23 protein-coding genes are annotated in these 22,788 nt (G+C 73.0%); 12 read left to right on the forward strand and 11 right to left on the reverse strand.

Features of this window, described 5'->3' with window-relative positions:
- Position 1 precedes the first annotated feature (1 nt).
- The 3 genes from AB0O36_RS21395 to AB0O36_RS21405 all read right to left on the reverse strand — a co-directional run bounded on the left by AB0O36_RS21395 (position 2) and on the right by AB0O36_RS21405 (position 3,775).
- On the reverse strand, positions 2-1,180 hold the full coding sequence (locus AB0O36_RS21395; protein ID WP_365112716.1) for a 2-deoxy-scyllo-inosose synthase: 1,179 nt from the start codon (positions 1,178-1,180) through the stop codon (positions 2-4).
- A gap of 98 nt (positions 1,181-1,278) precedes the next feature.
- A complete protein-coding gene (locus AB0O36_RS21400) occupies positions 1,279-2,625 on the reverse strand; it encodes a DegT/DnrJ/EryC1/StrS family aminotransferase (RefSeq protein WP_365112719.1) in 1,347 nt (448 codons plus the stop codon).
- 127 nt (positions 2,626-2,752) lie between these two features.
- Positions 2,753-3,775, reverse strand: a complete 1,023-nt coding sequence (locus AB0O36_RS21405; protein ID WP_365112721.1) for an alcohol dehydrogenase catalytic domain-containing protein — start codon at positions 3,773-3,775, stop codon at positions 2,753-2,755.
- Positions 3,776-4,035: 260 nt separating this feature from the next.
- Here AB0O36_RS21405 and AB0O36_RS21410 point away from each other — a divergent pair, with 260 nt between their 5' ends.
- From AB0O36_RS21410 to AB0O36_RS21440, 7 genes are all read left to right on the forward strand, one after another.
- A complete protein-coding gene (locus tag AB0O36_RS21410; protein WP_365112724.1) occupies positions 4,036-4,521 on the forward strand; it encodes a hypothetical protein in 486 nt (161 codons plus the stop codon).
- A gap of 833 nt (positions 4,522-5,354) precedes the next feature.
- Positions 5,355-5,885: a hypothetical protein gene (locus tag AB0O36_RS21415; RefSeq protein WP_365112727.1), complete on the forward strand. Its 531-nt coding sequence runs from the start codon at positions 5,355-5,357 to the stop codon at positions 5,883-5,885.
- Positions 5,875-7,161, forward strand: a complete 1,287-nt coding sequence (locus AB0O36_RS21420; protein ID WP_365112729.1) for an MAB_1171c family putative transporter — start codon at positions 5,875-5,877, stop codon at positions 7,159-7,161. Before AB0O36_RS21415 ends, AB0O36_RS21420 begins: the two co-directional genes overlap by 11 nt.
- 73 nt (positions 7,162-7,234) lie before the next feature.
- Entirely contained in the window at positions 7,235-8,041 is an 807-nt protein-coding gene (locus AB0O36_RS21425) for an APH(3')-V family aminoglycoside O-phosphotransferase (RefSeq protein ID WP_365112732.1), read from the forward strand.
- A gap of 177 nt (positions 8,042-8,218) precedes the next feature.
- Positions 8,219-8,506 carry a hypothetical protein gene (locus AB0O36_RS21430; RefSeq protein WP_365112734.1) on the forward strand — a complete coding sequence of 96 codons (288 nt, stop codon included), beginning with the start codon at positions 8,219-8,221 and terminating at the stop codon, positions 8,504-8,506.
- A gap of 94 nt (positions 8,507-8,600) precedes the next feature.
- On the forward strand, positions 8,601-9,152 hold the full coding sequence (locus tag AB0O36_RS21435) for a GNAT family protein (protein WP_365112737.1): 552 nt from the start codon (positions 8,601-8,603) through the stop codon (positions 9,150-9,152).
- A gap of 30 nt (positions 9,153-9,182) precedes the next feature.
- Positions 9,183-9,392 (forward strand): hypothetical protein, encoded by a 210-nt coding sequence (locus AB0O36_RS21440; RefSeq protein ID WP_365112740.1) that lies wholly within the window; start codon positions 9,183-9,185, stop codon positions 9,390-9,392.
- Positions 9,393-9,460: 68 nt separating this feature from the next.
- On the opposite strand, the gene AB0O36_RS21445 is transcribed toward AB0O36_RS21440, so the two are convergent.
- The 3 genes from AB0O36_RS21445 to AB0O36_RS21455 all read right to left on the reverse strand — a co-directional run bounded on the left by AB0O36_RS21445 (position 9,461) and on the right by AB0O36_RS21455 (position 12,084).
- Positions 9,461-9,910 carry a cytidine deaminase gene (locus AB0O36_RS21445; RefSeq protein ID WP_365112743.1) on the reverse strand — a complete coding sequence of 150 codons (450 nt, stop codon included), beginning with the start codon at positions 9,908-9,910 and terminating at the stop codon, positions 9,461-9,463.
- A gap of 323 nt (positions 9,911-10,233) precedes the next feature.
- Positions 10,234-11,046 carry a DUF4190 domain-containing protein gene (locus tag AB0O36_RS21450; RefSeq protein WP_365112745.1) on the reverse strand — a complete coding sequence of 271 codons (813 nt, stop codon included), beginning with the start codon at positions 11,044-11,046 and terminating at the stop codon, positions 10,234-10,236.
- 135 nt (positions 11,047-11,181) lie between these two features.
- Positions 11,182-12,084, reverse strand: a complete 903-nt coding sequence (locus AB0O36_RS21455; protein WP_365112747.1) for a LysR family transcriptional regulator — start codon at positions 12,082-12,084, stop codon at positions 11,182-11,184.
- 180 nt (positions 12,085-12,264) lie between these two features.
- On the opposite strand from AB0O36_RS21455, the gene AB0O36_RS21460 reads away from it, so the two are divergent.
- The gene (locus AB0O36_RS21460; RefSeq protein ID WP_365112956.1) at positions 12,265-13,710 is read left to right on the forward strand and encodes an MFS transporter; all 1,446 of its coding nucleotides are present in this window, start codon (positions 12,265-12,267) and stop codon (positions 13,708-13,710) included.
- 15 nt (positions 13,711-13,725) lie between these two features.
- Here AB0O36_RS21460 and AB0O36_RS21465 read toward each other — a convergent pair whose 3' ends face one another.
- A complete protein-coding gene (locus AB0O36_RS21465; RefSeq protein WP_365112750.1) occupies positions 13,726-14,406 on the reverse strand; it encodes a DUF998 domain-containing protein in 681 nt (226 codons plus the stop codon).
- A gap of 171 nt (positions 14,407-14,577) precedes the next feature.
- On the opposite strand from AB0O36_RS21465, the gene AB0O36_RS21470 reads away from it, so the two are divergent.
- Entirely contained in the window at positions 14,578-15,078 is a 501-nt protein-coding gene (locus AB0O36_RS21470; protein ID WP_365112753.1) for a carboxymuconolactone decarboxylase family protein, read from the forward strand.
- Positions 15,079-15,090: 12 nt separating this feature from the next.
- Here the strand turns inward: AB0O36_RS21470 and AB0O36_RS21475 are convergent, their stop codons facing one another.
- The 3 genes from AB0O36_RS21475 to AB0O36_RS21485 form a co-directional block, all read right to left on the reverse strand.
- Positions 15,091-16,335, reverse strand: coding sequence for an RNA polymerase sigma factor (locus AB0O36_RS21475; RefSeq protein WP_365112756.1), 1,245 nt, complete (start codon positions 16,333-16,335; stop codon positions 15,091-15,093).
- Between the two features lie 179 nt (positions 16,336-16,514).
- The gene (locus tag AB0O36_RS21480; RefSeq protein WP_365112759.1) at positions 16,515-16,871 is read right to left on the reverse strand and encodes a YciI family protein; all 357 of its coding nucleotides are present in this window, start codon (positions 16,869-16,871) and stop codon (positions 16,515-16,517) included.
- Positions 16,872-17,022: 151 nt separating this feature from the next.
- Positions 17,023-17,466, reverse strand: coding sequence for an HIT family protein (locus AB0O36_RS21485; RefSeq protein WP_365112762.1), 444 nt, complete (start codon positions 17,464-17,466; stop codon positions 17,023-17,025).
- A 307-nt stretch (positions 17,467-17,773) separates the two neighbouring features.
- On the opposite strand from AB0O36_RS21485, the gene AB0O36_RS21490 reads away from it, so the two are divergent.
- Positions 17,774-18,322: a hypothetical protein gene (locus AB0O36_RS21490; RefSeq protein ID WP_365112765.1), complete on the forward strand. Its 549-nt coding sequence runs from the start codon at positions 17,774-17,776 to the stop codon at positions 18,320-18,322.
- Between the two features lie 9 nt (positions 18,323-18,331).
- On the opposite strand, the gene AB0O36_RS21495 is transcribed toward AB0O36_RS21490, so the two are convergent.
- Entirely contained in the window at positions 18,332-19,177 is an 846-nt protein-coding gene (locus AB0O36_RS21495; RefSeq protein ID WP_365112767.1) for a DUF4097 family beta strand repeat-containing protein, read from the reverse strand.
- A gap of 486 nt (positions 19,178-19,663) precedes the next feature.
- On the opposite strand from AB0O36_RS21495, the gene AB0O36_RS21500 reads away from it, so the two are divergent.
- On the forward strand, positions 19,664-20,368 hold the full coding sequence (locus AB0O36_RS21500) for a TetR/AcrR family transcriptional regulator (protein WP_365112958.1): 705 nt from the start codon (positions 19,664-19,666) through the stop codon (positions 20,366-20,368).
- Between the two features lie 393 nt (positions 20,369-20,761).
- A complete protein-coding gene (locus AB0O36_RS21505; RefSeq protein WP_365112770.1) occupies positions 20,762-22,744 on the forward strand; it encodes a Dyp-type peroxidase in 1,983 nt (660 codons plus the stop codon).
- Positions 22,745-22,788 lie beyond the last annotated feature (44 nt).

Raw genomic sequence — 22,788 nt, forward strand, 5'->3', positions numbered from 1 at the left:
GCTACCGCACCGGCCCGGCAGCCGCGTAGGCGGCACCGTCCCCGGCGGGCCCGCGGTCCGCACCCGCACCCGCACCCGCGCCCGCACCCCGGGCCACCGCTCCGTCCACGACCTCGTCCAGCAGCGCCAGCGGCACCGGCACCAGCGGCATCGCCCCGGTGTGCAGCACCTGCCCCGGCGCCGACAGCAGCACCATCGGCGTGTGCCCGGCCCGGTGTTCCAGATAGCCGCGCTTGTTGTCGTAGGTCAGCCAGTTCTTCACCCGGGCGGGATCGACGGACGCGGGGATCGCGGGCTCCACCCCGGCCGCCGTGACCAGCTCGCGGTGCAGCGACACCAGATCGCCGTCGGTGTGGCCCATCAGCCGGGACACCTCCGCCGCCACGGTCATGCCCACCGCCACCCCGGACCCGTGCGCGACCTGCCCGTGCGAGGCGTGCTCGATGGCGTGCCCGACGGTGTGCCCGTACTCCAGCACCAGGCCGGCCCGCCGCTCGTGCTTGTCGTCCCGGGTGACGTCCGCCTTGGCGGCGAGGCTCTCGGCGATGATCCAGCGCATCGTCTCGTCGTCGTAGCGGGCGTCGGGGCGCAGCGAGGCGCCGAGCCGGGGAAGCATCGACGGCCGGATCGCGAGGGCGTTCTTGACGACCTCGCCCATGCCCGAGCGGATCTCCCGCTCCGGCAGGGTGCGCAGCATCGCGGTGTCGGCGAGCACCTCGATCGGCTGGTGGAAGGTGCCGACCAGGTTCTTGCCGAACGTGGCGTTCACCGCCTGCTTCAGCGACAGCACCGAGTCCAGCATGGCCACCACCGTGGTGGGCACGTGGACCAGGCGGATGCCTCGGAACAGGAGCGCGGCCAGCAGGCCGGCGATGTTTCCGGTGACTCCGCCGCCGAGGGCGACGACCACGGAGCGGCGGTCGGCCCCGTGTTCCAGGGCCTGCTCGGCGAGGGCGCCGACGGTGGCGAGCCCCTTGTTCACCTCGCCCACCTCGTGGACGAGCAGCCGGGCCGGGCCGGCCTCCTGCTCGATGCGGGCGGTCAGGCCGATGCCGTACAGCTCGGCCACCGTGGTGTCCGCCACCACCAGGTACCTGCTGGCCCCGTACGCGGCGAGGCGTCCGACGACGTCCTCGGAGCAGTCGGTGCCGAGCCGGTAGGGGAATGACGCGTCTTCCATCGCTATGGGTGTGACCTGCATGGGATATCCCGATCCTCCGGGGGTTCGCGGGCCTGGACGCGGCTGGGTGCCGCCGTCGGAGCGCCGGCCGGTCGCCGTCAAAGCGCCGGGTCGGCGACGTGCGCCGGGTCGGCGAGGTGCGCCGGTCCGGCTCCGTGCGCCGGTCCGGCGCCGGGCGCCAGTTCGGCGCCGTGCCGCAGGACCTTGCCGAAGGCCGCGGCGATGTCTTCCATGTCCTCGGCGTCGCCGAGCAGGGCGGTGTGGTGCAGGGTCACGGTCCGGCGGGCCGCTTCCTCGCACACCGGCAGCGCGAACCGCTTGGGGTCGATCCGCTCCTCGTGGTCCAGGCCCAGCGTGTAACGCCTGCGGGTGTGCGGGGCGTACAGCCGGTTGGCCGGGATCGGGGCGTAGCAGGGGAGGGCGGGGAAGCCGAGCTCCGCGCTGAGCGCCTCGGTCACGGCGCTGATCGGCGTGTCCTCGAACTGCCCGTCGGGCAGCCGTACCGCGTACGTGTAGTACGTGCGCGAGGTGGTGCCCGCGGAGGTGGACTGCGGGCGCAGGCCGAGCCCGGCCAGGCGCTCGTCGAGCAGTGCGGCGTTCGCGCGGCGGCGCTCGTTCTGCGCGTCGAGGGCGGTCAGCTGCTCGGTGAGGATGGCGGCCTGGAACTCCGAGATGCAGCGGTTGTTGCCCATCAGCTCGCCCGTCTCGACGAGCTCCATCGCGCCGGGCGCGGGCGGGGCGTCGGTCAGGCAGCGGCCGTCGGCCCGCAGGTGCTCCACTCGGCGTGCGAAGTCCGCGTCCCGGGTGATCACCGCGCCGCCCTCGCCGCTGGTGAGCACCTTGCTGTGCTGCATGCTGAAGGTGCCGGCGGTGGCCAGGGCACCCACACGGACACCCCGGTAGGTGGCGCCGTGGGCCTGCGCGCAGTCCTCGATCAGCGGCAGCCCGTACCGCTCGGCGATCCCGGTCAGGGCGTCCATGTCGGCCAGCGCCGAGTAGAGGTGGACCACGACGATCGCCCGGGTGCGCTCGGTGATCTGCGCCTCCACGGCCGCCGGGTCGAGGCAGAGGGTCTCGGGGTCCACGTCGCAGAAGACCGGGACGGCGTTGACGCCGAGGATCGTGGAGCCGGAGGCGACCCAGGACAGGCCGGGGACGATCACCTCGTCGCCGGCGCCCACCCCGCACGCCTCCAGGGCCAGCATCAGGCTGGCGGTGCCGCTGGCGGCGGGCACGCAGTGCGCCACCCCGTTGTACGCGGCGAAGGCGCGGGCGAAGCGCCGCTCGTAGGAGTCCGTACCGCGGTACGGGCCGCTGATCGACCAGCGGCCCGAGGCGAGTACGTCCGCCACCGCGCCGGGAACGCCCGGGGCGGGCTGGGGCCAGACGGGCCAGGGACGCGTGCGTACCGCGTCGCCGCCCTTGACGGCTAACCGGGAAACCATGGGGTCCTTCCTTGTCGGGTGCGTTCGGGCGTGTGCTGTGCCTTCTGTTGTGTTCGGGGGTCTCGGCAGTGTTCGGGCGTGGTGCGCGGCCGGGCACGTTCGGGTGTGGGTGCGCGGCCGGGCCCGTTCAGGCGCGGAGGTTGAAGTAGGAGCGGGTGTTGCCGTCCGCGCGGCGCAGTGCCAGGTCCAGTGCCTTGTCGTGGTCGTCGAGCGCGAACTCGTGGCTGAGGAGGGAGTCCACGTCGACCGTGCCGGCCGCCAGCACGTCGATGGCCTCGTCGAACCGGGTGCCGGGACCCATCGAGGCCCGCACGGTCAGGACCTTCAGCACGATGTGGTGCGGGGCCATCGGCCCGGTCTCCTCCAGGCGGTAGCCGACCAGGCCGACGCGTCCGCCCGGGCGGACGGCCTCCATGGCCTCCTGCACCGCGGAGGGGTAGCCGGAGGCCTCCAGGACCACGTCGGGCACCGCCTCCGGGTTCTTCCGCACCAGCTCGACCAGGGCGCCCGGCTCCCCGGGCACCGCGAGCGGCACGCCCATCGCCCGTGCGGCGTCGCGGCGTTCGGGCACCGGCTCGGCGACCGCGGTGACGATGCCGCCGCGCAGGCGGGCCGCCTGGACGAGCAGCAGGCCGATGCCGCCGGCTCCGGTGACCGCCACCTTCTCGCCGGGCGACACGCCGAGGCGGTCGACCGCGTTGAGCGCGACCGCGAGGGCCTCCGCCTGGCAGGCGGCGCGCAGCGGGAGGGCGTCCGGGAGCCGCTTGAGGTTGGCGACCGGGATGGTCATGTACTCGGCGCAGGCGCCGTCGCGGGTGAAGCCGAGTTCCTGGAGGTCCTCGCAGAGGGTGGGCGTACCGGCGGAGCAGTGCGCGCAGACCCCGCAGGAGCAGGTGAGGTCGCCGACCACGTTGGCGCCGACCAGGTGGGACGTGTCGGGGCCGTTGACCTCGGCGACCGTTCCGCTCCACTCGTGGCCGGGGACGACGGGATACGTGGAGCCGTGCCAGACCCCCTTGTAGAACGACAGGTCGCTGCCGCACACCGAGTTGTAGGCGATGCGGACGAGGGCCTCGCCGGGTGCCGGGGAGGGGACGTCCCGGTGGGTGAGCACCGCCCGCCCGGGGGCTTCGAACACCAGGGCCTTCATCGAGCCGAACCTCCGGATCAGGAGCGCCCGGAGGACCCCCGGGCGGGTGTTGTTCGCTTTAGCGGATGAAGCTGGGGGTGATCGTAAGCTGACCTGACATCAAGTTGTCAATGCCAGCTGATGGTTGTTTAATGACTGATCGAGTGTTGTCCGCTACAGCGGGTGGGAATGTCCGGTGGCGCGGGAGCGCGACGGGCCCCCGACCGGCGGCGCGATGAAGCCGGGCGGGACGGGGTCGGGCGAGTCGAGGGGGAACGCGTATGACCGACGGCGGGCCAGGTCCCGAGCCTGCGGAGCGACCACTGCTGCGGAGGTTCGACCAGCGGCTCAACGAGCTGATCGCCGCCCTGTACCCGGACGAGCGCAAGCGCCCGGGATACGCCCGGCTGGCGAAGGAGATCCGCGAGACCACCGGCGGGACCATCTCCGGCACCTACCTCTGGGAGCTCGCCAAGGGCAAGAAGCGGAACGTCACGCTGGAACAGCTGGACGTCCTGGCCGAGTTCTTCGGGGTGCCGCCCGAGTACTTCCTCAACGAGGAGACGGCCGAGCGGGTCAACGCCCAGCTGAAGCTGGCCGCGGCGCTCCGCGACGCCCGGGTGCGCAATCTCGCCCTGCGGGCGGAGGGGCTGTCCGCAGAGAGCCTCGACGCGTTGCTGATCATGGTCGACGCGGCCCGCAAGGTGCAGAACCTCGGGTCGGTCGACGACGAGGAGCGGCCGGCGGGCACACCGGACGGGGGCTGAGCACGCCGCGTACGTCCGTCTGTGTGTGTCCGAGTACATCTGGGCATGTCTGGGTACGTCTGCGTGCATCCACACGGTACGACCCGGCCGGGGGTGCAGGAAAGGCCGGGAAGTGCCGAGTAATGCCGAGTAATGCCGAGTGAAGAGTAAAGAACGAAGCGCGAAGCGCGAAGCACAACGGGGGCAGCATCAACGGGGGTCACTGACCAATGGCCGCAGGCGTCGTGGGGCAACGCGCCGTGCATGGGGAGGCTGTCATTCTTTCTCGTATCGATGGGCGGGGCCGCGGAGCGAATGCGCCCGCAGGGCCGGCCGTACCTCATTCCCGTAGACGATCCGGGCGCCGAAGAAACGTATTCCCTTTTCTCTTCGATTTCTTCGCAGCGGAGTGGTGACGCACCACAGGCCGCACCGCAGGACCTAGACCACGGTCGCTGCCGGCCGCCCGCCCGCCCCTCCTGACTTCACCGCGATCCCCACCCCGGGGCGCCCGTACCGCGGCACCGCCACACCCGCGCCGGGCCCACCCCGACCCCCGTGGACCGGCCGTGCCGCCACACGGGCGGGCTGCCGGCCCGCCCGTGCCGGGAAGCCACGCCCGCGCCGGGAGCCGTGGCCTCGGTCGCATCCTCGGTTGCGACCGGCCGTGCGCCGGACCGGCCGTGCGCCGGACCGGCTGCGTGCCGGAGCGGCCGTGTGCCGGAGCGGCCGTGTGCCGGACCGGCCGTGCGGCCCGGCGAGAACGGGAAGGGGCACGGGTACGGGTACGGCCGACGCAGCGGGTCCGTGCACCGACGCCCGCATCGCCGAGGAAGGCCGAACGGTACACCCGCATGTCGTACAGGATCGCCAGGCTGCGCCGACGCTGTCGGCCGCTGCTGGGTCAGCTCGACCTCCCCCACCCCTTCGCCATCGAGACGCTGTGCGCCCACCTCTCCGCATACCGCGGGCGCCCCCTCCACCTCCACCCGCTGCCCGACCAGGCCGCGGTGGCCGGTGCCTGCGGTCTGTGGATCGCCACCGACACCGACGACCACATCTTCTACGAGCAGCGCACCGCCCGCTCCCACCGCGAACACATCGTCCTGCACGAGATCGGCCACATGCTCCTCGACCACCACGCCACCACCGGTCCGGCCCTGCCCGGCGGACCGTTCGCCGAACTGTTCGGCGACCTCAGCCCGCGCCTGGTCCGCCGGATGCTGGCCCGCGCCAACTACTCCACCCGGCAGGAACAGGAGGCCGAGATGCTGGCCAGCCTGATCCGCACCGGCGAGACCGGCACCGGCCGACACCGCCGCCCCATGGACGCCTACGGCAAACTGCACGCCGCTCTCGGGGTGAGCACCGACGATGAGCTGTGACTTATCCGGCGGCTGGGCTCCCACCCTGGACGTCCTCGGCGTCTGCCTCCTGTGGACGGCGGCCCTGCTGCGCTTCCGCCCCGCGATCCGCCACCCGCACCAGCGCGCCCTCTGGCTCGCCGTGGTCGCCGCGGCCGCCGCGATGACCATCAACCTGCAGCCCGTCGGTGACCACCTCGCCTCCCTCACCGGCTCCGCCCGCTGGATCGCCGTCACCAAGAACCAGGCCGGCATCGTCTCCGCGGGCGCCGTACTGCACTTCGCCGTCCACACCACCGGCCGCCGTCGCAGTGGCACCGTCCTCCTGGCCACCGTCGCCGTCATGGCCGTCCTGCTGGCGCTCGCCGCCCTCGCCCGCGGACCGGAACAGCACCACGGACCGCCCTTCACCCTGGCGCGCGACCCCGCCACCGCGTACTGGCTGCTGGTCATCGCCGCCCACACGGTGGCCTGCGCCGCCTGTGTCCGGGTCTGCTGGACGTACGGGCGGCGCGGCACCAACCGCTCCCTCAACCTCAGCCTCGGCCTGTTCGGCTGGGGCACCGCCCTCGTCGGCGCGTTCTGGCTGGGCCACCTGGTCCTGCTCGCCGCCGACTCCACCCCCGGCGCCCTGCACTGCTTCCTGCTCAGCCTGCACGCCGTACTGCGGGCGGCCGCACTGCTGGTCCCCAGCTTCCTCGAACTGCGCCGCGCCCTCGCCCACGCCCGGACCGTCTGGCGCATCTGGCCCTTGTGGAAGGACCTGGTGGACGCCGTACCGCAGGTCGAACTCGGCGAGAGCAGCAGCCGCGTGCTGACCCTCCTCCAGCCGCACCTGTCGTGGCGGCTGGTCGCCTACCGGAAGTCCATCGAGATCCGCGACGCCCTCCTCGCCCTCGCCCAGTACGCGGATCCGGCCATTTCCGGCAGCGCCCGCGCCCACGTCGCCCGCCACATGGCCCGGCACGGGGGCCCGCCCGACCGGGCCCTGATCCTCGTCACGGCGTGCGAGCTGCGCCGCGCCCGTGCCGCCAAGCTCGCGGGCGCCGCCCCGTACCCGGCCGCCGACGCCCTCGCCCTCAGCCAGGACACCGGCGACCTGGCTGCGGAGACGGCCTACCTGCGGTTGCTCGCCGAGGCGTACTTCTCGCCGTGTGCGGAACAGTTCGACGGGGCGGGGGAGGAGGCGGGGGTGGACGCGGAGCAGGCGGAGGAGGCGGCGGAGGCGGAGGAGGCGCAGGGAGAGGAGGGAACGGAGGAAGCGGCTCCCGCCGGAACGGGAAGTGGCCCGGGATAAACGGTGTCCGAAACCATTCAGGCCCCGTCAAAACCGCCGGGACGGCTCTTCGTGTTCTGCCATGATGCCGTCCATGGACAGCACGTTACGCCGGAAATACCCGCACCACGAATGGACTTCCGTGAACGAAGGCGATTCGGGAGCCTTCGTTTACCACCTCACCGGACACGAACCCGAGCTCTACGCCAAAATCGCCCCGCGCGCCGATCAGGACGCCCCGGAGAATTGGGCCTTCGACCTGGCCGGCGAAGCGGACCGGCTCGAATGGCTGGCCCGGCACGGCATCCCGGCCCCCCGTATCGTCGAGCGCGGCGCCGACGACACCTCCGGCTGGCTGGTCACCGAGGCCCTGCCGGGCGTCCCCGCCTCCGAGGAGTGGCCCGAGCACCAGCGCTTCGCCGTGGTCGAGGCGATCGCCGGCCTGGCCCGGGCGCTGCACGAGCTGCCCGTGGACGACTGCCCGTTCGACCGCACCCTGGCGGTGACGGTCGCCGAGGCCCGCCACAACGTCAGCGCCGGCCTGGTCGACCTCGAAGACCTCCAGGAGGAGCACGAGGGCTGGAGCGGCGAGCAACTCCTCGCCGAGCTGGACCGCACCCGACCGGACGACGAGGACCTGGTCGTCTGCCACGGCGACCTCTGCCCCAACAACATCCTCCTCGACCCCGACACCTGCGAGGTCACCGGCGTCATCGACGTCGGCCGCCTCGGCCGCGCCGACCGCCACGCCGACCTCGCGCTGGCCGCGCGTGAACTTGAGATCGACGAGGACCCGTGGTTCGGCCCGGCCTACGCCGAACACTTCCTCACCCGCTATGGAGCCCAGCGCGTGGAGAAGGACAAGATGACGTTCTATCAGCTTCTGGACGAACTCTTCTGACAGGTCGAGAGGCGGCGTACTCCTCTGACAGGTCGAGAGGCCGCCGTTCGGATCACGCGTACGGGTCCTTCCGGTGAATGCGGCACCGTCGGTGAGCGGGCCGGCCGCCTCCGGGGTACGCCGTCCAGGCAGACGACGAACCCGACACCGAAGCAGTAGCCATGGAGGAGACCGGCCATGTACGCAGCAGTCCGGCGGTACGAAGGAGTGACCGATGCGGCCGAGGCGGCCCGCATCGTGCAGGAGGGCTTCGTGCCGCTCATGCGCAAGGTCCCCGGCTTCGTCGCCTACTACTGGATCGACGCCGGGAACGGGGTGATGGCCTCGACCAGCGTCTTCCAGGACCGCGCCGGAGCCGAGCAGTCCATCGCCACGGCCGCGGATTTCGTCCGAGACAACCTGGCGTCCCTCCTTCCCAACCCGCCCCAGGTCATCTCGGGCGAGGTGGTCGCCTCGTCCGTCTGACCGACCGGCTGTCGCTGGGGCTGCCCAGGTCGCCGGGCAGCCCCAGGGGCATATTGGATTGCCGCCGACGAGCCCGGCCGGTTATGAAGTCCGCATGCTAAGAGGCAGCGCGGTCGGGCTCAGGGCCCGGTACGAGGAAGACATCCCGATCCTGCGGACGGAGCTCTACGACGACGTGGTCAACTCCGCGCGGTCCGAGAGCGGGCCGTGGCGACCGATCACGCCCGGATCGAAGGATCCGCGGCTCGTGGTGGACGAGGACCAGGAGAGGTCCGTCCAGTTCTCCGTGGTGGAACTGGAGGGCGGCACGCTGATCGGCAGCGCGGTGCTGTGGGGCATCGACAACCACAACCGCTCCGCGCACATCGGGTTGGGGCTGCTGCCTTCCGCCCGGGGCAAGGGCTACGGCACGGATGTGGTCGCGGTGCTGTGCCGGTACGGGTTCGTCGTACGCAGCCTGCAGCGGCTGCAGATCGAGACGCTGTCGGACAACACCGCGATGCTGCGTTCCGCCGAGCGCAACGGCTTCGTCCGCGAGGGCGTGCTGCGCTCCTCGGCCTGGGTGATGGGCGAGTTCCTGGACGAGGTGCTGCTCGGCCTGCTCGTCCAGGAGTGGAGGGGATCGCACGCCGGTCCGACCGAGTAACCAGCGGCACGGCCGGGCGTTGGGTTCGGCGTGACGCTCGACGATCTCTACACCGACATCGTGTCCGAGGAACTGGACACCGAGGCAGAGCCTGAACGCCTGCCCATGCTCACCTACCGCGAGGCCAAGCTCGCCCTCGCCGTCTTCGGCGCCGTGGCCGAAGGGGCGACGGGCGAGGAAGTACGCACCACCGCACGCATCCTGAGCGGCAGGCTCGGCATGCGCCTGCCCGCCACCTGACCTGCTCGGTCCGAGCGGATCGTGAGGCGCTGTCGGCCTGCCGGCCGGCCTGGCTGCCTGCCTGCTGCCTACCCGGCGTCGAGCTGGTGGTCGGCCCAGACGTAGGTCTCGGGCAGCAGGTCCGTGATGCGGACCGTACGGATGCGGTCGCCCTCGCCGACGATGACGTTGAGGTTGGGGAAGTAGTCGAGGAGGACCTGGCGGCACCGGCCGCAGGGGGGAACGACACCCCGGTCGCGATCACCGACGGCGACGATCGTGTCCAGTGCGTGGAGGCCCTGGCCGGCAGCCGCGCCGATCACGACCAGTTCGGCGCACGGTCCGCCGGTGAAGTGGTAGGCGTTCACGGCGGTGACGATCCGCCCGTTCTCGGCGCGGGCGGCGGCCGCCATGGTGTGGTTGTCGCCCCGGCAGTGGGTACGGGCGACTTCGGCCGCGGCCTGGATGAGCTCGTGGTCGACGTCTGCGCCGGGTGTGGTGGCGGGCGTGGGCGCGGATGTGGGCGTGGTCGCGGTCATCTGCTCGTTCTCTGCGTTCGGGGGTGTCGGTCGACCTTCGCTCAAGTGGTCAGGGCACGCAAGCGAATAGCGGCAGGGCTCCGCCTGGACGGGAGCGAGCAGGTGCCCGGGGGCTGCCCGTCAGTCCTGATTGTCCTTCCGTGCCGGCCGTCGGCGTCAAGGGCGCTCCTTCGTCGCGTCGCCCGGAGGGCGATGGCCCTTTGGGCCACCCTTGACCCCGACGACCGTCACGGAACGACAAGGACGGATGGAGGGTGTGGGGACGCCGCGGGCCCGGCGGTGCGGGGTGCGCCGACGGGCCCGTGGTGGGGGAAAGTGCGGTGTCAGGAAGTGGTGGTGGTGCGGGCGGAGCCGGTGCTCGTGCCGCCGGTGTTGCTCAGGAAGCAGGTGACCTCGCGGTCGCCGAGGGTCCAGCTGGCGGCCTGGGGGTAGTAGTAGAAGACCTCCAGGTTGTTCGGGAGCTTCGCGGCGTCGCCGACGTAGTCGGCGAGCGCCTGTCCGCCGCACTTCTCCTCGGCGATCTTGACGACCTTGCTCTCGCCGGGGTAGATGCCGTTGTCCAGGTTGAACACGGCGTACGCCTCACCCTCGTGGGGCTGGTCGCAGGGCACGGTCTGCACCGAGAGGCGGGCCTGGGTGCCGTCGCCCTCCTCGACCTTCGTCAGGTCGTCCTTGGTGTTGAAGCAGTCGCCCTTGCGGATGTCCTGTACGTCGCTGGCGCCCGGGGCGGTGATCTGGCCGCTGGTGTCGCGCTTCGGGTCGTCGTCCAGCGCGCCGGACAGGCCGAGCGTCAGGAAGACGGCGTAGAAGGCGATCGTCAGGCCGTGGATGACGAGGGCCGCGATGGCCAGGCCCTTGCCCTTCTCGCCGCCCTTGCGGATCTGGGAGAGGGCGATGAGGCCGAGGACGATCGGGACCAGCGGGATCGCGCAGACGATCGACATCACGAACGCGATGACGGCGAGGACGTTGGTCTTCTGCGGCTGGGGGAAGTAGCCCTGCGGGCCGGGGACGCCGTACGGCGCCGGCTGACCGTACGGTCCCGCCTGCGGGTACGGCTGCGGTCCCGCCTGAGGGTACGGCTGCGGTCCCGACGGCGGGTACGGCTGGGACGGCGGCTGAGGCGGTATCGACATGTGCGTGGTGCTCCTTGCGAGCGGGTGGGACATGGCCGACGGTGCCGCGGGGACGCCGTCGGCCGGGGGACTGATGGGCGGGTGGCCGCGCCACAGTACCGTCCCGCCGGAGCGGGCCGCTCATCGAAGGCGGCGTCAGGACGGCAGCAGCTCGCGGGCGCAGGCGCGCAGCCAGACGTGTGCCGGGTCGGCGTCGTGGCGGGGGTGCCAGGCCATGCCGACCGGCAGCGGCGGGAGGTCCAGCGGGATGTCGAAGGTGACGAGGCCGAGCGCCTCGGCCTGTCGGGCGGTGCGGGAGGAGATCAGTCCGATCAGGTCGGTCTCCCGGAGGATGAAGAAGGAGGCGGGGGAGGAGGCCACGCCGCCCACCACCTGCCGGGACAGGCCCAGTTCGGCGAGCGCGGTGTCCACCGGCCCCTCCAGCCGGCCGCGCCGGGAGACGGTCAGGTGCTCCCCGGCGGCGAACCGGCGGGCGGTGACGGTGCCGCGCAGCAGCGGATGACCGGGTCGTACGACGCCCAGCATCCGGTCGTCGAAGAGGTGCTCGGTCCGCACCTCGGGTGAACGGGTGTCGATGACGCCGATCTCCAGGTCCGCGACGCCTTCGCGCAGCACCGGCAGGTCGACGTGGCTCTCGGACAGGAAGCGCAGCCGGACACCGGGCGCCTCGGTGCCCGTCCGCCGGAAGAGCGCCGCCCCGAACGCGGCCGCGAAGGAGTCGTGGGCCAGGACGGTGAAGGTGCGGGTCAGGGTGGCCAGGTCGACCTGACCGCCCGCCAGGAACAGCCCGCGGGCCCGCTCCACCACCGCCCGGACCTCGCCCTGCACGGAGAGCGCGTGCGGGGTGGGGACCATGGTCCGCCCCGCCCGGACCAGCACGGGGTCGCCGAGGGCCTTGCGGATCCGGCCCAGGGTCCGGCTCATGGCGGGTTCGGACAGGTGCAGGCGGGCGGCGGCCCGGGACACGCTCGACTCCTCAAGGAGGACGTCGAGGGCCACCAGCAGGTTGAGGTCCAAGCCGGATTGCGTCACACGCATTCATCCCTTGCGGAACTTGCACTGGAAAGCAGGTCGTGCCAACCCTACGGTGGTTCCGGGGTGATCGAGTCCGGCCGGCCTTCCGCCCCGTCAACCATCCATTGATCACGAGGAGTTGCAGTGCTCCGTCATGCCCGCACCCCGGCGCCGGTCCGGCCCGCCGACACCGCACCACCCGGACTGTCCCGACCCGCCCTGTACGTCCTGTGCGCCTGCGTGCTCGTCGCCCAGGGCATGGTCGCCGCCGTCAACCTGCTGATACCGCAGCTCGCCGCCTCCGGCCTGCACCCGGGCCCGGCCCAGCTGTTGTGGACCGTCGACGCGTACGTGCTCGTGTTCGCCGCGCTGCTGATCCCCGCCGGCGCACTGGGCGACCGCTACGGCCGCAAGGGCGCCCTGCTGGCCGGGCTCGGCCTGTTCGCCGCCGGCGGGGCGCTCAGCGCGCTCGCCGCCGACCCGGCCACGCTGATCGCCGGACGCGGACTGTGCGGGGCCGGAGCGGCGCTGATCATGCCCGCCACCATGTCCGTACTCGTCCACCTCACCCCGCCCGAGCGGCGCGGGCAGGCCCTCGCCACCTGGACGCTGTCCGCCGGCCTCGGGGGCCTGGCGGGCAACGTGGGCGGCGGCCTGGCAGGGGAGTTCCTGACCTGGCGCGCCCTGTTCTGGACGGTCGTCCCGCTGGCCGCCCTGCTCGCCCTCGCCGTGGCCCGCACGGTGCCCCGTACGCCCGCGCGCCCGGACGCGGCCGTCGACCCGCTCGGGGCGCTGGTCCTGGCCGGGGCGCTGTTCGCCGTGGTCCACGGCATCATCGAGGGGCCCTCGTACGGCTGGTCCTCGGGCCGCGTCCTGGGCTCCTTCGGGGCCGGAGCGGTGCTGCTGGCCGCCTTCACCGCGCACGCGCTGCGCACCTCCCGGCCCCTGCTGGATCCGCGGATCTTCGCCTCGCGCCGGCTGCGCGCGGGGACGCTCGGCATCGGTGCCGCCTTCTTCGGGCTCTTCTCCCTGTTCTTCGTCAACGCCCAGTACCTGCAGTACGCCAAGGGCTTCTCGCCGGCCCTGGCGGGCCTGGCGATCGTCCCGCTGACCGTCGGCATGGCGCTGGTGCCCCGGCTGGGCGCGCGGCTCGCGGAACGGACCGGGCCCCGGCTGCCGGTGGGGACCGGCCTGCTGCTGATCGGTGCCGGGCTCCTGCTGGTGTCCACCGTCGGCGCGGACACCCCGTACGCCGTGTACGCCGTCTACCTGCTGGTGCTGTCGGTGGGCACCGGGCTGTGCGCGCCCTCGCTGACCCTGACGGTGGTCACGGAACTGCCGCCGCACCAGGCGGGGCTGGGCTCCGGGCTGAACACCGCCGCCCGGGAGATCGGTGCGGCCCTCGGGGTGGCCGTGGTCGGCACGGTGCTCGCCTCCCGCTTCCACGGGAACCCGGCGGACCCCGCGCAGACGGCCGCCTTCACCGACGCCATGGGCGTGGCGCTGCGCACGGTGGCGGCCGTGCTGATCCTCGCCTCGGCGGCGGTGATCCGCGGCTACGGCGCCGCCGGCCGCAGGCGCTCCGGGGGCGGGCAGCGCGCGGACACGGTCGCCGCGGACACGGTTGCCGCGGGCGAGGCCGCGTCCTAGACCGTGGCCTCCGGCCTAGCGGGCCGTGTGTGTGGTGGTGGCGGCGCCGGCGAGTCGGGCCGTCACCGCGGCCAGCCACACCAGACCGAGGCCCGCGCCGGTGGTGAAGGCCAGTACGGAACCGGCCGAGCCGATGAACCCGGCGAGGACGGCCACGGGCGCCAGGCGCGAGGCCACGGCCCAGCCGCGGTGCCCGCGGGCGGCGAGCGGCCGGGCCAGGACGACGAACGCGGCGCACAGGGCAAGGTAGCCGACCGTCCCGGAGAGCATATGGACGGCACCGTGCCCGCTCATCGTGGTGCCGTCGGGCGCACCCGCCGGGAAGCCCGCCCCGGCATCGGCCGGGAAGGCCGCGGCGGCCCAGAAGGACGCGGCGAACACCCCCACCAGGACCGGCCCCCAGGTGCCGCCCGTGCCTCCGCGCAGCAGTCGGCGCAATCCGACGGCTCCTGCCGCCAGCAGGGCGCCCGCCAGCAGGAAGTTGACCGTCTGGATCCACCCCGCCGAGCCGAGCGCGAGCTGGCTGATGGCGTTCCGGGTGAAGTCGAACCCGTCCCGTACGGAGCCCTGGACGACACCGGCACCGAGGAACAGCGGCCCCGCCACCACGCCCCCGGCGAGAGCGGGCCGCGCGGCGGCGCTCGACGCGCGCGCGGCGGGAGCGACGTGCCGGGATGTGCTGAGAGTGTGGGTCATGAACGGGCCTTCCTCGCGTCGATGCCGTCCCACTCATGACCGGCTCCGGGCCCCGAACTCATCGCCCGCACCGGTGTGACCTGCTTCACACGGTCCTCCCTGTCACATTCCCGCGAGCCCATACGTCAGTGCTGTGAAGACGCCGAAGGAACGCGAACAAGGAGCAGGACGATGACGAACCCGACCGCGAAGACCTCGATCTCCCGGATGCCGAACCCCGGCGAGTTCGTGCCCGAGCTGAGCGAGATCAGCGCCGCCCTGTTCAAGGCCACGGGCAACCGCTCGGTGCCGCGCACCACGATGAACCTCGTGCACCTGCGGGCCGGCCAGATCGTCGGCAACACGTACCTGACCGTCCTGAACACCAGCTTCCTGCGCAAGGCGGGGGAGTCCGAGGAGCGCATCACCGCGGTCGCCTGCTGGCAGGACGCCCCGTACTTCACGGACGCCGAACGGGCCGCCCTCGCCCTGGTGGAGGCCACCTTCCAGCCGGCGCCGCCCGGGAAGGAGCGCGTCTCGGACGAGCTGTACGCCGAGGCGGCCGAGCACTACGACGACAAGGCAATGGCCACCCTGACCATCGCGATCGGCCAGATCGGCTTCTTCATCGCCCTGGCCGTCATCGGCAAGCCGCAGCCGGTCGCCTCCCTCGCGGACGAGCAGTGGGACTAGCGGGCGCCGCCGCTACAGGCGGGACGCGCGGTCCCGGAGGAGGGTGCGTTCGCGTGCGTTGTGGGTGAGGGAGGCCGCGCGTTCGAACTCCGCGCGGGCTTCCTCCGGCCGGCCGAGGCGTTCCAGGAGGTCGCCCCGTACGCTCGGCAGCAAGTGGTAGGTGCGCAGCGCCGGTTCCTCCGCCAGTGCGTCGACCAGGGGCAGCGCGGCTTCCGGGCCGTCGGCCATCGAGACCGCCACGGCCCGGTTGAGCTCCACCACCGGGGACGGGACGAGCAGGACGAGCCGCCCGTAGAGGGCGGCGATGGTCGCCCAGTCGGTGTCCTCGTAGCGGACGGCCGCCGCGTGGCAGGCGGCGATGGCGGCCTGGACGGAGTACGGGCCGGTGCCGGCGTGCCGCATCGCCTCCAGGCCCCGGTGGACGAGCAGCCGGTTCCAGCGGGTCCGGTTCTGGTCCGCGAGCAGGACGGGCTCCCCGTCGGGTCCGGTCCGGGTGGCCGTCCTGGACGCCTGGAACTCCAGGAGCGCGGCGAGGCCGTGCACCTCGGGTTCCCCGGGCATGAGTCCGGCCAGCACCCGGGCCAGGCGCAGCGCGTCCTCGCACAGGGCGGGCCGGAGCAGGTCCTCGCCCGAGGTGGCGGCGTAGCCCTCGTTGAAGATCAGGTAGATGACCTCCAGCACCGAGGCGAGGCGGGCCTCGCGGTCGGCGCCGTAGGGGACTTCGAAGGGCACGTCGGCCGCGGCCAGGGACCGTTTCGCCCGGGTGATGCGCTGGGCGACGGTCGGCTCGGCGACGAGGAAGGCGCGGGCGATCTCCTGCGTGGTCAGGCCGCCCATCAGCCGCAGGGTGAGCGCGACCCGGGCCTCGGTGGACAGGACGGGGTGGCAGGCGGTGAAGATCAGCCGGAGCAGGTCGTCGTCGATGTCCTGCGGGTCCGCCGGTTCGGCGGGTGCCGGTACGTCCTCCAGGGTCCGGCCGACCTCCGCGAGCTTGCGGGCGTACGTCTCCCGGCGGCGTACGAGGTCGATCGCCCGGTGCCTGGCGGCGGTCATGAGCCAGGCACCCGGGCGGTCGGGGATGCCGGCCCGGGGCCATTGTTCGAGCGCGGCGACGAGTGCGTCCTGTGCGAGCTCCTCGGCGATGCCCACGTCGCGGACGATGCGGGCCACACCGGCGATGATGCGCGCCGACTCGATCCTGTACACGGCCTCGACGGTGGCGGCCGCCGAGTCCGCCGGGTCCGCGGAGTCCGCCAAAGCCTCCGGGACTGCCGGGTCTGCCCAAGCCTCCGGGACTGCCGGGTCCGCCGGGGCCGTTGCGTCCGGTTCGGCCCCGTCGTCCCCTGGCGTGTTCCCCGCCGCGTTCCCTGCCGTCACGACGACCCACTAGAGCAGGCGTGACGGAGCAGGGCAAACGCGACCCGGTCGGGACTGGGCTACATCTCCTGGATCTCCCGCACCTCGGCGCTGACCTGCCATTCCACCGGGTGGATCTCCAGGAAGCGGCGGGTCCACTCGATCGCTTCGGCCTTGTCCTTGCACTGGGTGAGGGAGTAGCCGCCGACGACCTCCTTCGTTTCGGTGAAGGGGCCGTCGGTGTACGTGATCTTGCCGCCGGACCAGCTGAGACGGGTGCCCTCGGCCGTGGGGAGCAGCCCGGCGGTGTCGAGCATGACCCCGGCCTTCGTGATCTCCTCGAACAGGGCACCCATGCGCTGCTCGAACTCCGGCGGGAACGACTCGGGGGGCAGGTTCTGCTCGTTGATGCGGATCATCGTCAGGAAGCGCGGCATGGTGACTCCTCGGTCGGGAGGGCGGGGGCTTTCCCTGCCTCTCACCCCTGCGTCGAACGGGAGGCGCCCGGATCGACAGCTCCGGTCAAGATTCCTGGAAATTTCTTCCGGAGCGGCCCGACGACACGTCGCGCACGGCGAGAACCGGAGGTCAGCGGGGGAGCGCGTCCAGGGCGACCAGGCCGCGGCGCACGGCATCGGCGGTCTCGTCGAGCCGGTCGCGCTCGTGCACCCGCTGGTCCGTGTGGATGCGGAAGGGGTCCCCCTTGAACCGCGGGATGACGTGGAGGTGGAAGTGGAAGACCTCCTGGAAGGCCGCCTCGCCGTCCGCCAGGAAGAGGTTGACACCCTCGCAGCGGAGGCCGGTCAGCCGCATCGCGCGCCCGAGGCGGTGCGCGGTGGCCCAGACGCGTGCGCCCAGGTCGTCGGGGAGGTCCTCCAGTCCCACGGCGTGCTCCTTGGGGATGACCAGGAGGTGGCCGGGCGTGACCGGTCGGAGGTCCATGAAGGCGATGACGTGGTCGTCCTCGTGGACGACGCTGGCCTCGGCTTCCCCCCGTGCGATCCCGCAGAAAATGCAGTCGTCGTTCCGCACCGTTGCTTCCCGATCCGTTCGTCGCCGGGACCGTCCGCCGGGTGACCGCGCCGGACCCGGCCCACTGACCGGCCCTCCGGCGAACGGCCCCTCGGAGACCGGCCGACCGGCCCTCCGGCCGGCGTGACGCCATCTTGCACGGTGCTCCCCGCCGGAGGCGGGCGGACGGCGAGAAACGTCCGGTTCCGGTTCCCGGCCGGTCCCTCCCGCCTCCGCCTGGTCTCCACCCGGCCTCCCCCTCGGTCGATCGGTCTCCACCCGGCCTCCCCTCGGCCGATCAGGGCGGGGTCATGACAAGCTGGTGATCATGACCAAGCAACTCACCGGCCGGCTCATCGGCGGTGCCTTCGGCCTCGTGTTCGTACAGGCGAACGCGGGTGCCCTGCCGCAGCTCTTCGCGGCCCCGCTCCGGTTCGTCGCGATCGCGGCCTTCCTGGGGCTCTTCCTGAACCGCCGGGGCTTCCGGGCGCACACCCCCGCGCCCGTGCCCGGCCCCTCTCCCCGTACCGGTTTCGGGCGGCGTTACTGGTACGTCGTGGCCGCCGAGGTCCTGGGCCTGGCCGTCGGACTCCTGCTCATCGGCCGCGTGCTGCACACGCCGCATGCCGCCGTGGGCTGGATCGCGTTCGTGGTCGGCGTGCACTTCTTCGGCCTCGCGGTGGTCTGGCACCGGCCCTCGCTCCACGTCCTGGGCGCCGCGATCGCGGCCTGCGGTCTCGTCGCCCTCGTCCTGGCCGTGCTCGACGCGCCCGACGCGGCCGTCGCCCTGGCCGGGGGCATCGCCCCCGGTGCCCTGCTCCTCACCACCGCCTGGCGCACGCCGCAGGCCCCGGACCGGCCGCTGGTCGGCGTGTAGGTCCTGCCGTCACGCCTTGGCGTGGAGGACGTCGATGTTGCCGTGCCGGGTGCGGGCGTGGATCTTGACCGTGTCCTCGGTCTCCCCGGGGGCCTCGGAGGCGGCGAGCAGGTTGCGCACCTGGCCGGACACGGAGCTGACGTCGAGCCAGGCGGCCGTGCCCTTGCGGATGCCGACCTCGATGGCGCCGTAGGAGGTCTCCAGCCGGACGCTGCCACGGGCCGCCTCGCCCACGCGCAGCGTGCCGTGGGCGGTGGTGGCGGTGACGGAACCCTCGGCGCGCCGGATCTCGATGTCCCCGTTGGCACCGCTCACCCGCAGCTCGCCGGTGGCGGTGCCGACCGTCGTGGTGCCGTGCGAGTTCTTCAGGACGGCCGGTCCGTCGACGTGGCCGACGCGCAGGCTGCCCGAGCTGGTGGTGATCTCGGCCGGGCCCTCGACCCGGTCCACGGTGATCGAGCCGTGCGACGCCGTCAGCCGCAGCGGCCCCGTCGCGTCCAGGCGGACGTCGCCGGAGGAGGTCTTCACCCGCACCTCGCCGAGCCGGCCCTCACCGAGCACCTGGGTCCAGGAGCCGGTCGTGTCGACGTGCGAGCCCGCGGGGAGCTCGACGGTCACGTCGATCGTCCCCGGGCGGCGGAGCGAGTTGCGCTGCTTCGGCGTCTTGAGGGTCAGTACGCCGCTCGCGTACGTGACCTCGGCGCGCTCGGCCGCGCGTACGTCCTGGTCCTTCTCCGGGTCGCGGGGCTGCACCTCGACGACGGTGTCGAGGCGGTCGCTCGCGATGAACCGGATGGAACCGGCCTCCACGTGCGCCACGGCCGAGATGGCTTCCGGGGTGTCGAAAGAAGGCATGGCTGTCCCGTCCTCTTGGGTCTGGTGGCTGTGGCTGTGGTTGCGCTGTGGCTGTTCTGCTTCGCCGTCGTACGGGGCGAGGAGACTCCCCCGATGTACGGCGTGAGGTTCATGACGTCATGATGGCACCATTTTGGCGCCAAGTGCAAGCCTGAATGGCGCGCGGTTGGCGCTGCCCTGGTTGTGCAGGCTCTGAGCTGCGGAAACGTGAAGATGGCGATCTGTTCCGCCTCGATGTCGTGCCTGGTCGTCCGCTCCGAAGTGCGTGGAGCGGTGTCGGGTGACGTCGGTTGGCATCGTTTGGCGCCAGATGGCGTCAGGTGGCGCCATCCGGTGTCACCCAAGGTGGTCGAGCTGTGGGTGGGTGCCGGCCGGCTGCTCTGGTAGACAGCGTCCATGGACAGTGAGGTTTCAAGCGGGGGTTCCGGCGGGGGCTCGGGCAGGGGTTCCGGCGCGGGCCCGGCCGGAGGACCGGCCGAGGGTTCCCTGCGGGAGCGGCTGATCGACGCCGGTGTGGAGCTCGTCCTCACCGAGGGCTCCGCCTCGCTGGGGCTCCGCGAGATCGCACGCAGGGCGGGGGTGTCGCACGGCGCCCCGCGCCGGTACTTCCCCACGCACCACGCCCTGCTGTCGGCGATCGCCGGCCGTGGCTTCGAGGACCTCGCGGCCAGGGTCGGGGCCGCCATGGCCGGGGCGACCTCGCCCCGGGACCGGCTCCATGCCATCGCACGGGTCTACGTCGGCTACGCGCTGGAGCACCGCGGCATGTTCGAGCTGATGTTCCGGCACGACCTGCTGGACAGCGACCGGCACGCGTCCGGCGAGCGACGGCTGCGGGAGTCGACGGTGCCGCTGTTCGCGCGCATGGTCGCCCTGGTCGCCGAGTGCCGGGCGGAGCAGGACGCCGGACAGCGGTCCGCCGGGCAGCCGGCCGGGTCGCAGGCACCCCCGCCTCCCGCCGTGACGGCGGCGGCCCTGTGGGCGAACCTCCACGGCACCGCCCAACTGTGGGCCTGGGGCAGCCTGCAGCTCGCCCTCGGCGACCGGGAACCGCACGGCGCGGTCCGGCACGGCGTGCTGCAGCACGGCGTGCTCCAGGGCGACCCCGACCTGCTCGACCGGATCATCGCGGCGGCACTGGACGCCCACGTGGGCCCGGCGCCCGCGTACCGGGGCGACGCGGCACGGTGATCCCGAACCCCGCCCCGGCGCCCGCGTACCGGGGCGACGTGGCACGGTGATCCCGAACCCCGCCCCGGCGCCCGCGTACCGGGGCGACGTGGCACGGTGAATCCCGAACCCGCCCCGGACGCCGGCGGATCCGCCGCCCCGTCCCGCCCAGTCGCTCCCTGCCCCTTCCCGGCCCGCCCTCGCCCCGCCCTCGCCCCGCCCGGTCCGCCCGGCCGACGACGCCTTCCCGCCGCCGCGGGACGGTCCGTGAGCCGTCCGCCGGATCCGGTCTCGCGTGCGGGTGATCGTGCGGCTGCCGATCGGTGCGGCGTCACGCGCACCCCGCGGTGATCGCCGAAGGTGAGGGGCCGTCGAGCCTCGACTCCCCTCACCGCCCTGCCTGTCGGAGGATCCATGCAGTTCACGCGCCGGACCGTCGTACGAGCCGGAGGCTGTGCCGCGGCCGCGCTGGCGGTCGGGACCTCCCGTGTGGCGGCCGCCCAGGCACCCGCGGTGGCCGCGCCCGACACGGCGGCCGCCGCCCCGGCTCCTTCCGCGTCCGACACGGCGGACCGGGCCCTGCCCCTGCGCACGGACACCACCACGCAGGGCGACGTCCTCGCCGGGTTCCGCAAGGACCACGCGTGCCTGTTCCTCATCCGCTTCCGCGAGGTCACCCGGGCCCGCCGCTGGCTCGGCGAGCTGGTCCCCGACCTGTCCACCACGGACCGGGTCGCACAGTTCAACGCGCAGTTCAGCCGCGCCCGGCGCCTGCGCGACGGGGTGGACCCCGCCACCATGTCCGCGCTCTGGACGGGCATCAGCCTCACCCACGCGGGGCTGGGACACCTTGCCCAGAGGAACCCCTTCCCGGCCGTCCCGCCCGGAGGCACCGCGGAAGCCTTCCGCGACGGCCCCGGCGCCCGGGCCGAGCAGCTCGGCGACACCGGTTCCAGCGCCCCCGCGTCCTGGCTGTTCGGCACCTCGGCGGACGACGTCCACGCCGTACTCACCCTCGCCTGCGACGGGCCGGAGCAGCTCGCGGAAGCCGTCGACCGCCACCTGGAATCCCTGCGGCGCGCCCGTGCCGAGGTGGTGTTCCGGCAGGACGCCGCGACACTGCCCGGGGCGCTGCGCGGCCACGAGCACTTCGGGTTCCTCGACGCCATCAGCCAACCCGGCGTACGCGGCTTCCACGCCCCGGACGCGACGGGAACGGACGTACAGGGCAGGCCCGGAACCCGGCTCGTGCCGGCGGGCGAGTTCATCGTCGGCCAGGAACGGGTGGGGCAGCGGCCCGCCGGGCTGCCCGCCTGGGCCACCGGGGGCTCGTTCCAGGTGGTCCGGCGGCTGGCCCAGGACGTACCGGGATGGTGGGAGCAGGCCGGAGCCCTCCTGAAGGAGCTGAAGAAGTCCGGCGCGGCCCCCGCCGACGCCGACACCACCTGGCTCGCCGCCCGCTTCGTCGGCCGCTGGCCCGGCGGGGCCCCGGTCGCCACCTGCCCGGCCGCCGAGCGGATCCCTTCCCCCGCCTCGGACCCCGACAACGCCTTCGACTTCCACGACGACGTCGAGGGCCTGACCACCCCGCTCTTCGCGCACATCCGCAAGACTTATCCGCGCGGCGGGCTGAGCACGGCTCCCGGACGGCCGCCCCTGCCGTCCTCCACGCACGACTCCCGGCGCATCATCCGCCGCGGCATCCCGTTCGGCCCGCCGCACCGCGCGGGCGACACCGCACCCGCCGACCGCGGACTGCTCTTCGTCAGCTACCAGGCCGACATCGTCGAGCAGTTCGAGTTCATCGCGCGCAAGTGGAGCAACAACACCGACTTCCCGCCCGCCCGGCACCCGCAGCCCGGCGCCGACACCGTCATCGGCACCGGCTCCCCGGTCGCCTTCGAGTCCGCCCCCACCACCTCCACCGGCGGGAACCGCGCCACCACCCTCGACTTCCGGCGCTTCGTCCGCACCGAGGGCGCCGTGTACGCCTTCACCCCCTCGATCCCCACCCTCCGCGCCCTGGCCGACGGAACCCTCGACAATTCCGTCGAGGTCCACCCCGGCACCGTCCTGCGGCCCGGCGACACCCTGGACGCCGGATCCGTACGCCTGACCCTCGGGGCCGACGGAGACCTGACGGTCCGGGACGAGGACGGCGAGACCCTGTGGAGCGCGGGCACCGCCGGCTCCGGAGCCGACGCCCTCTTCGCGGCGAACGGCGAACTCACCGTGCGCGACACGGCCGGCCGGACGCTCTGGTCCTCCCGTACCGCCGGAGCAGGCGGCGCCCGTCTCCTCGTCCGCCCCTCCGGCGACGCCGTCATCCTCAGGGACGGCCGCGTGGAATGGCAGGTACCCGAGGACGCCGACGACATCCCGGGGCTCAGGCTGTAGCAACCCGGCCCGGCCGCACGGGGCGGAACGCCGGATTCATGGGA

The sequence above is a fragment of the Streptomyces sp. NPDC089799 genome, assembly GCF_040684755.1.
Lineage (GTDB): Bacteria > Actinomycetota > Actinomycetes > Streptomycetales > Streptomycetaceae > Streptomyces.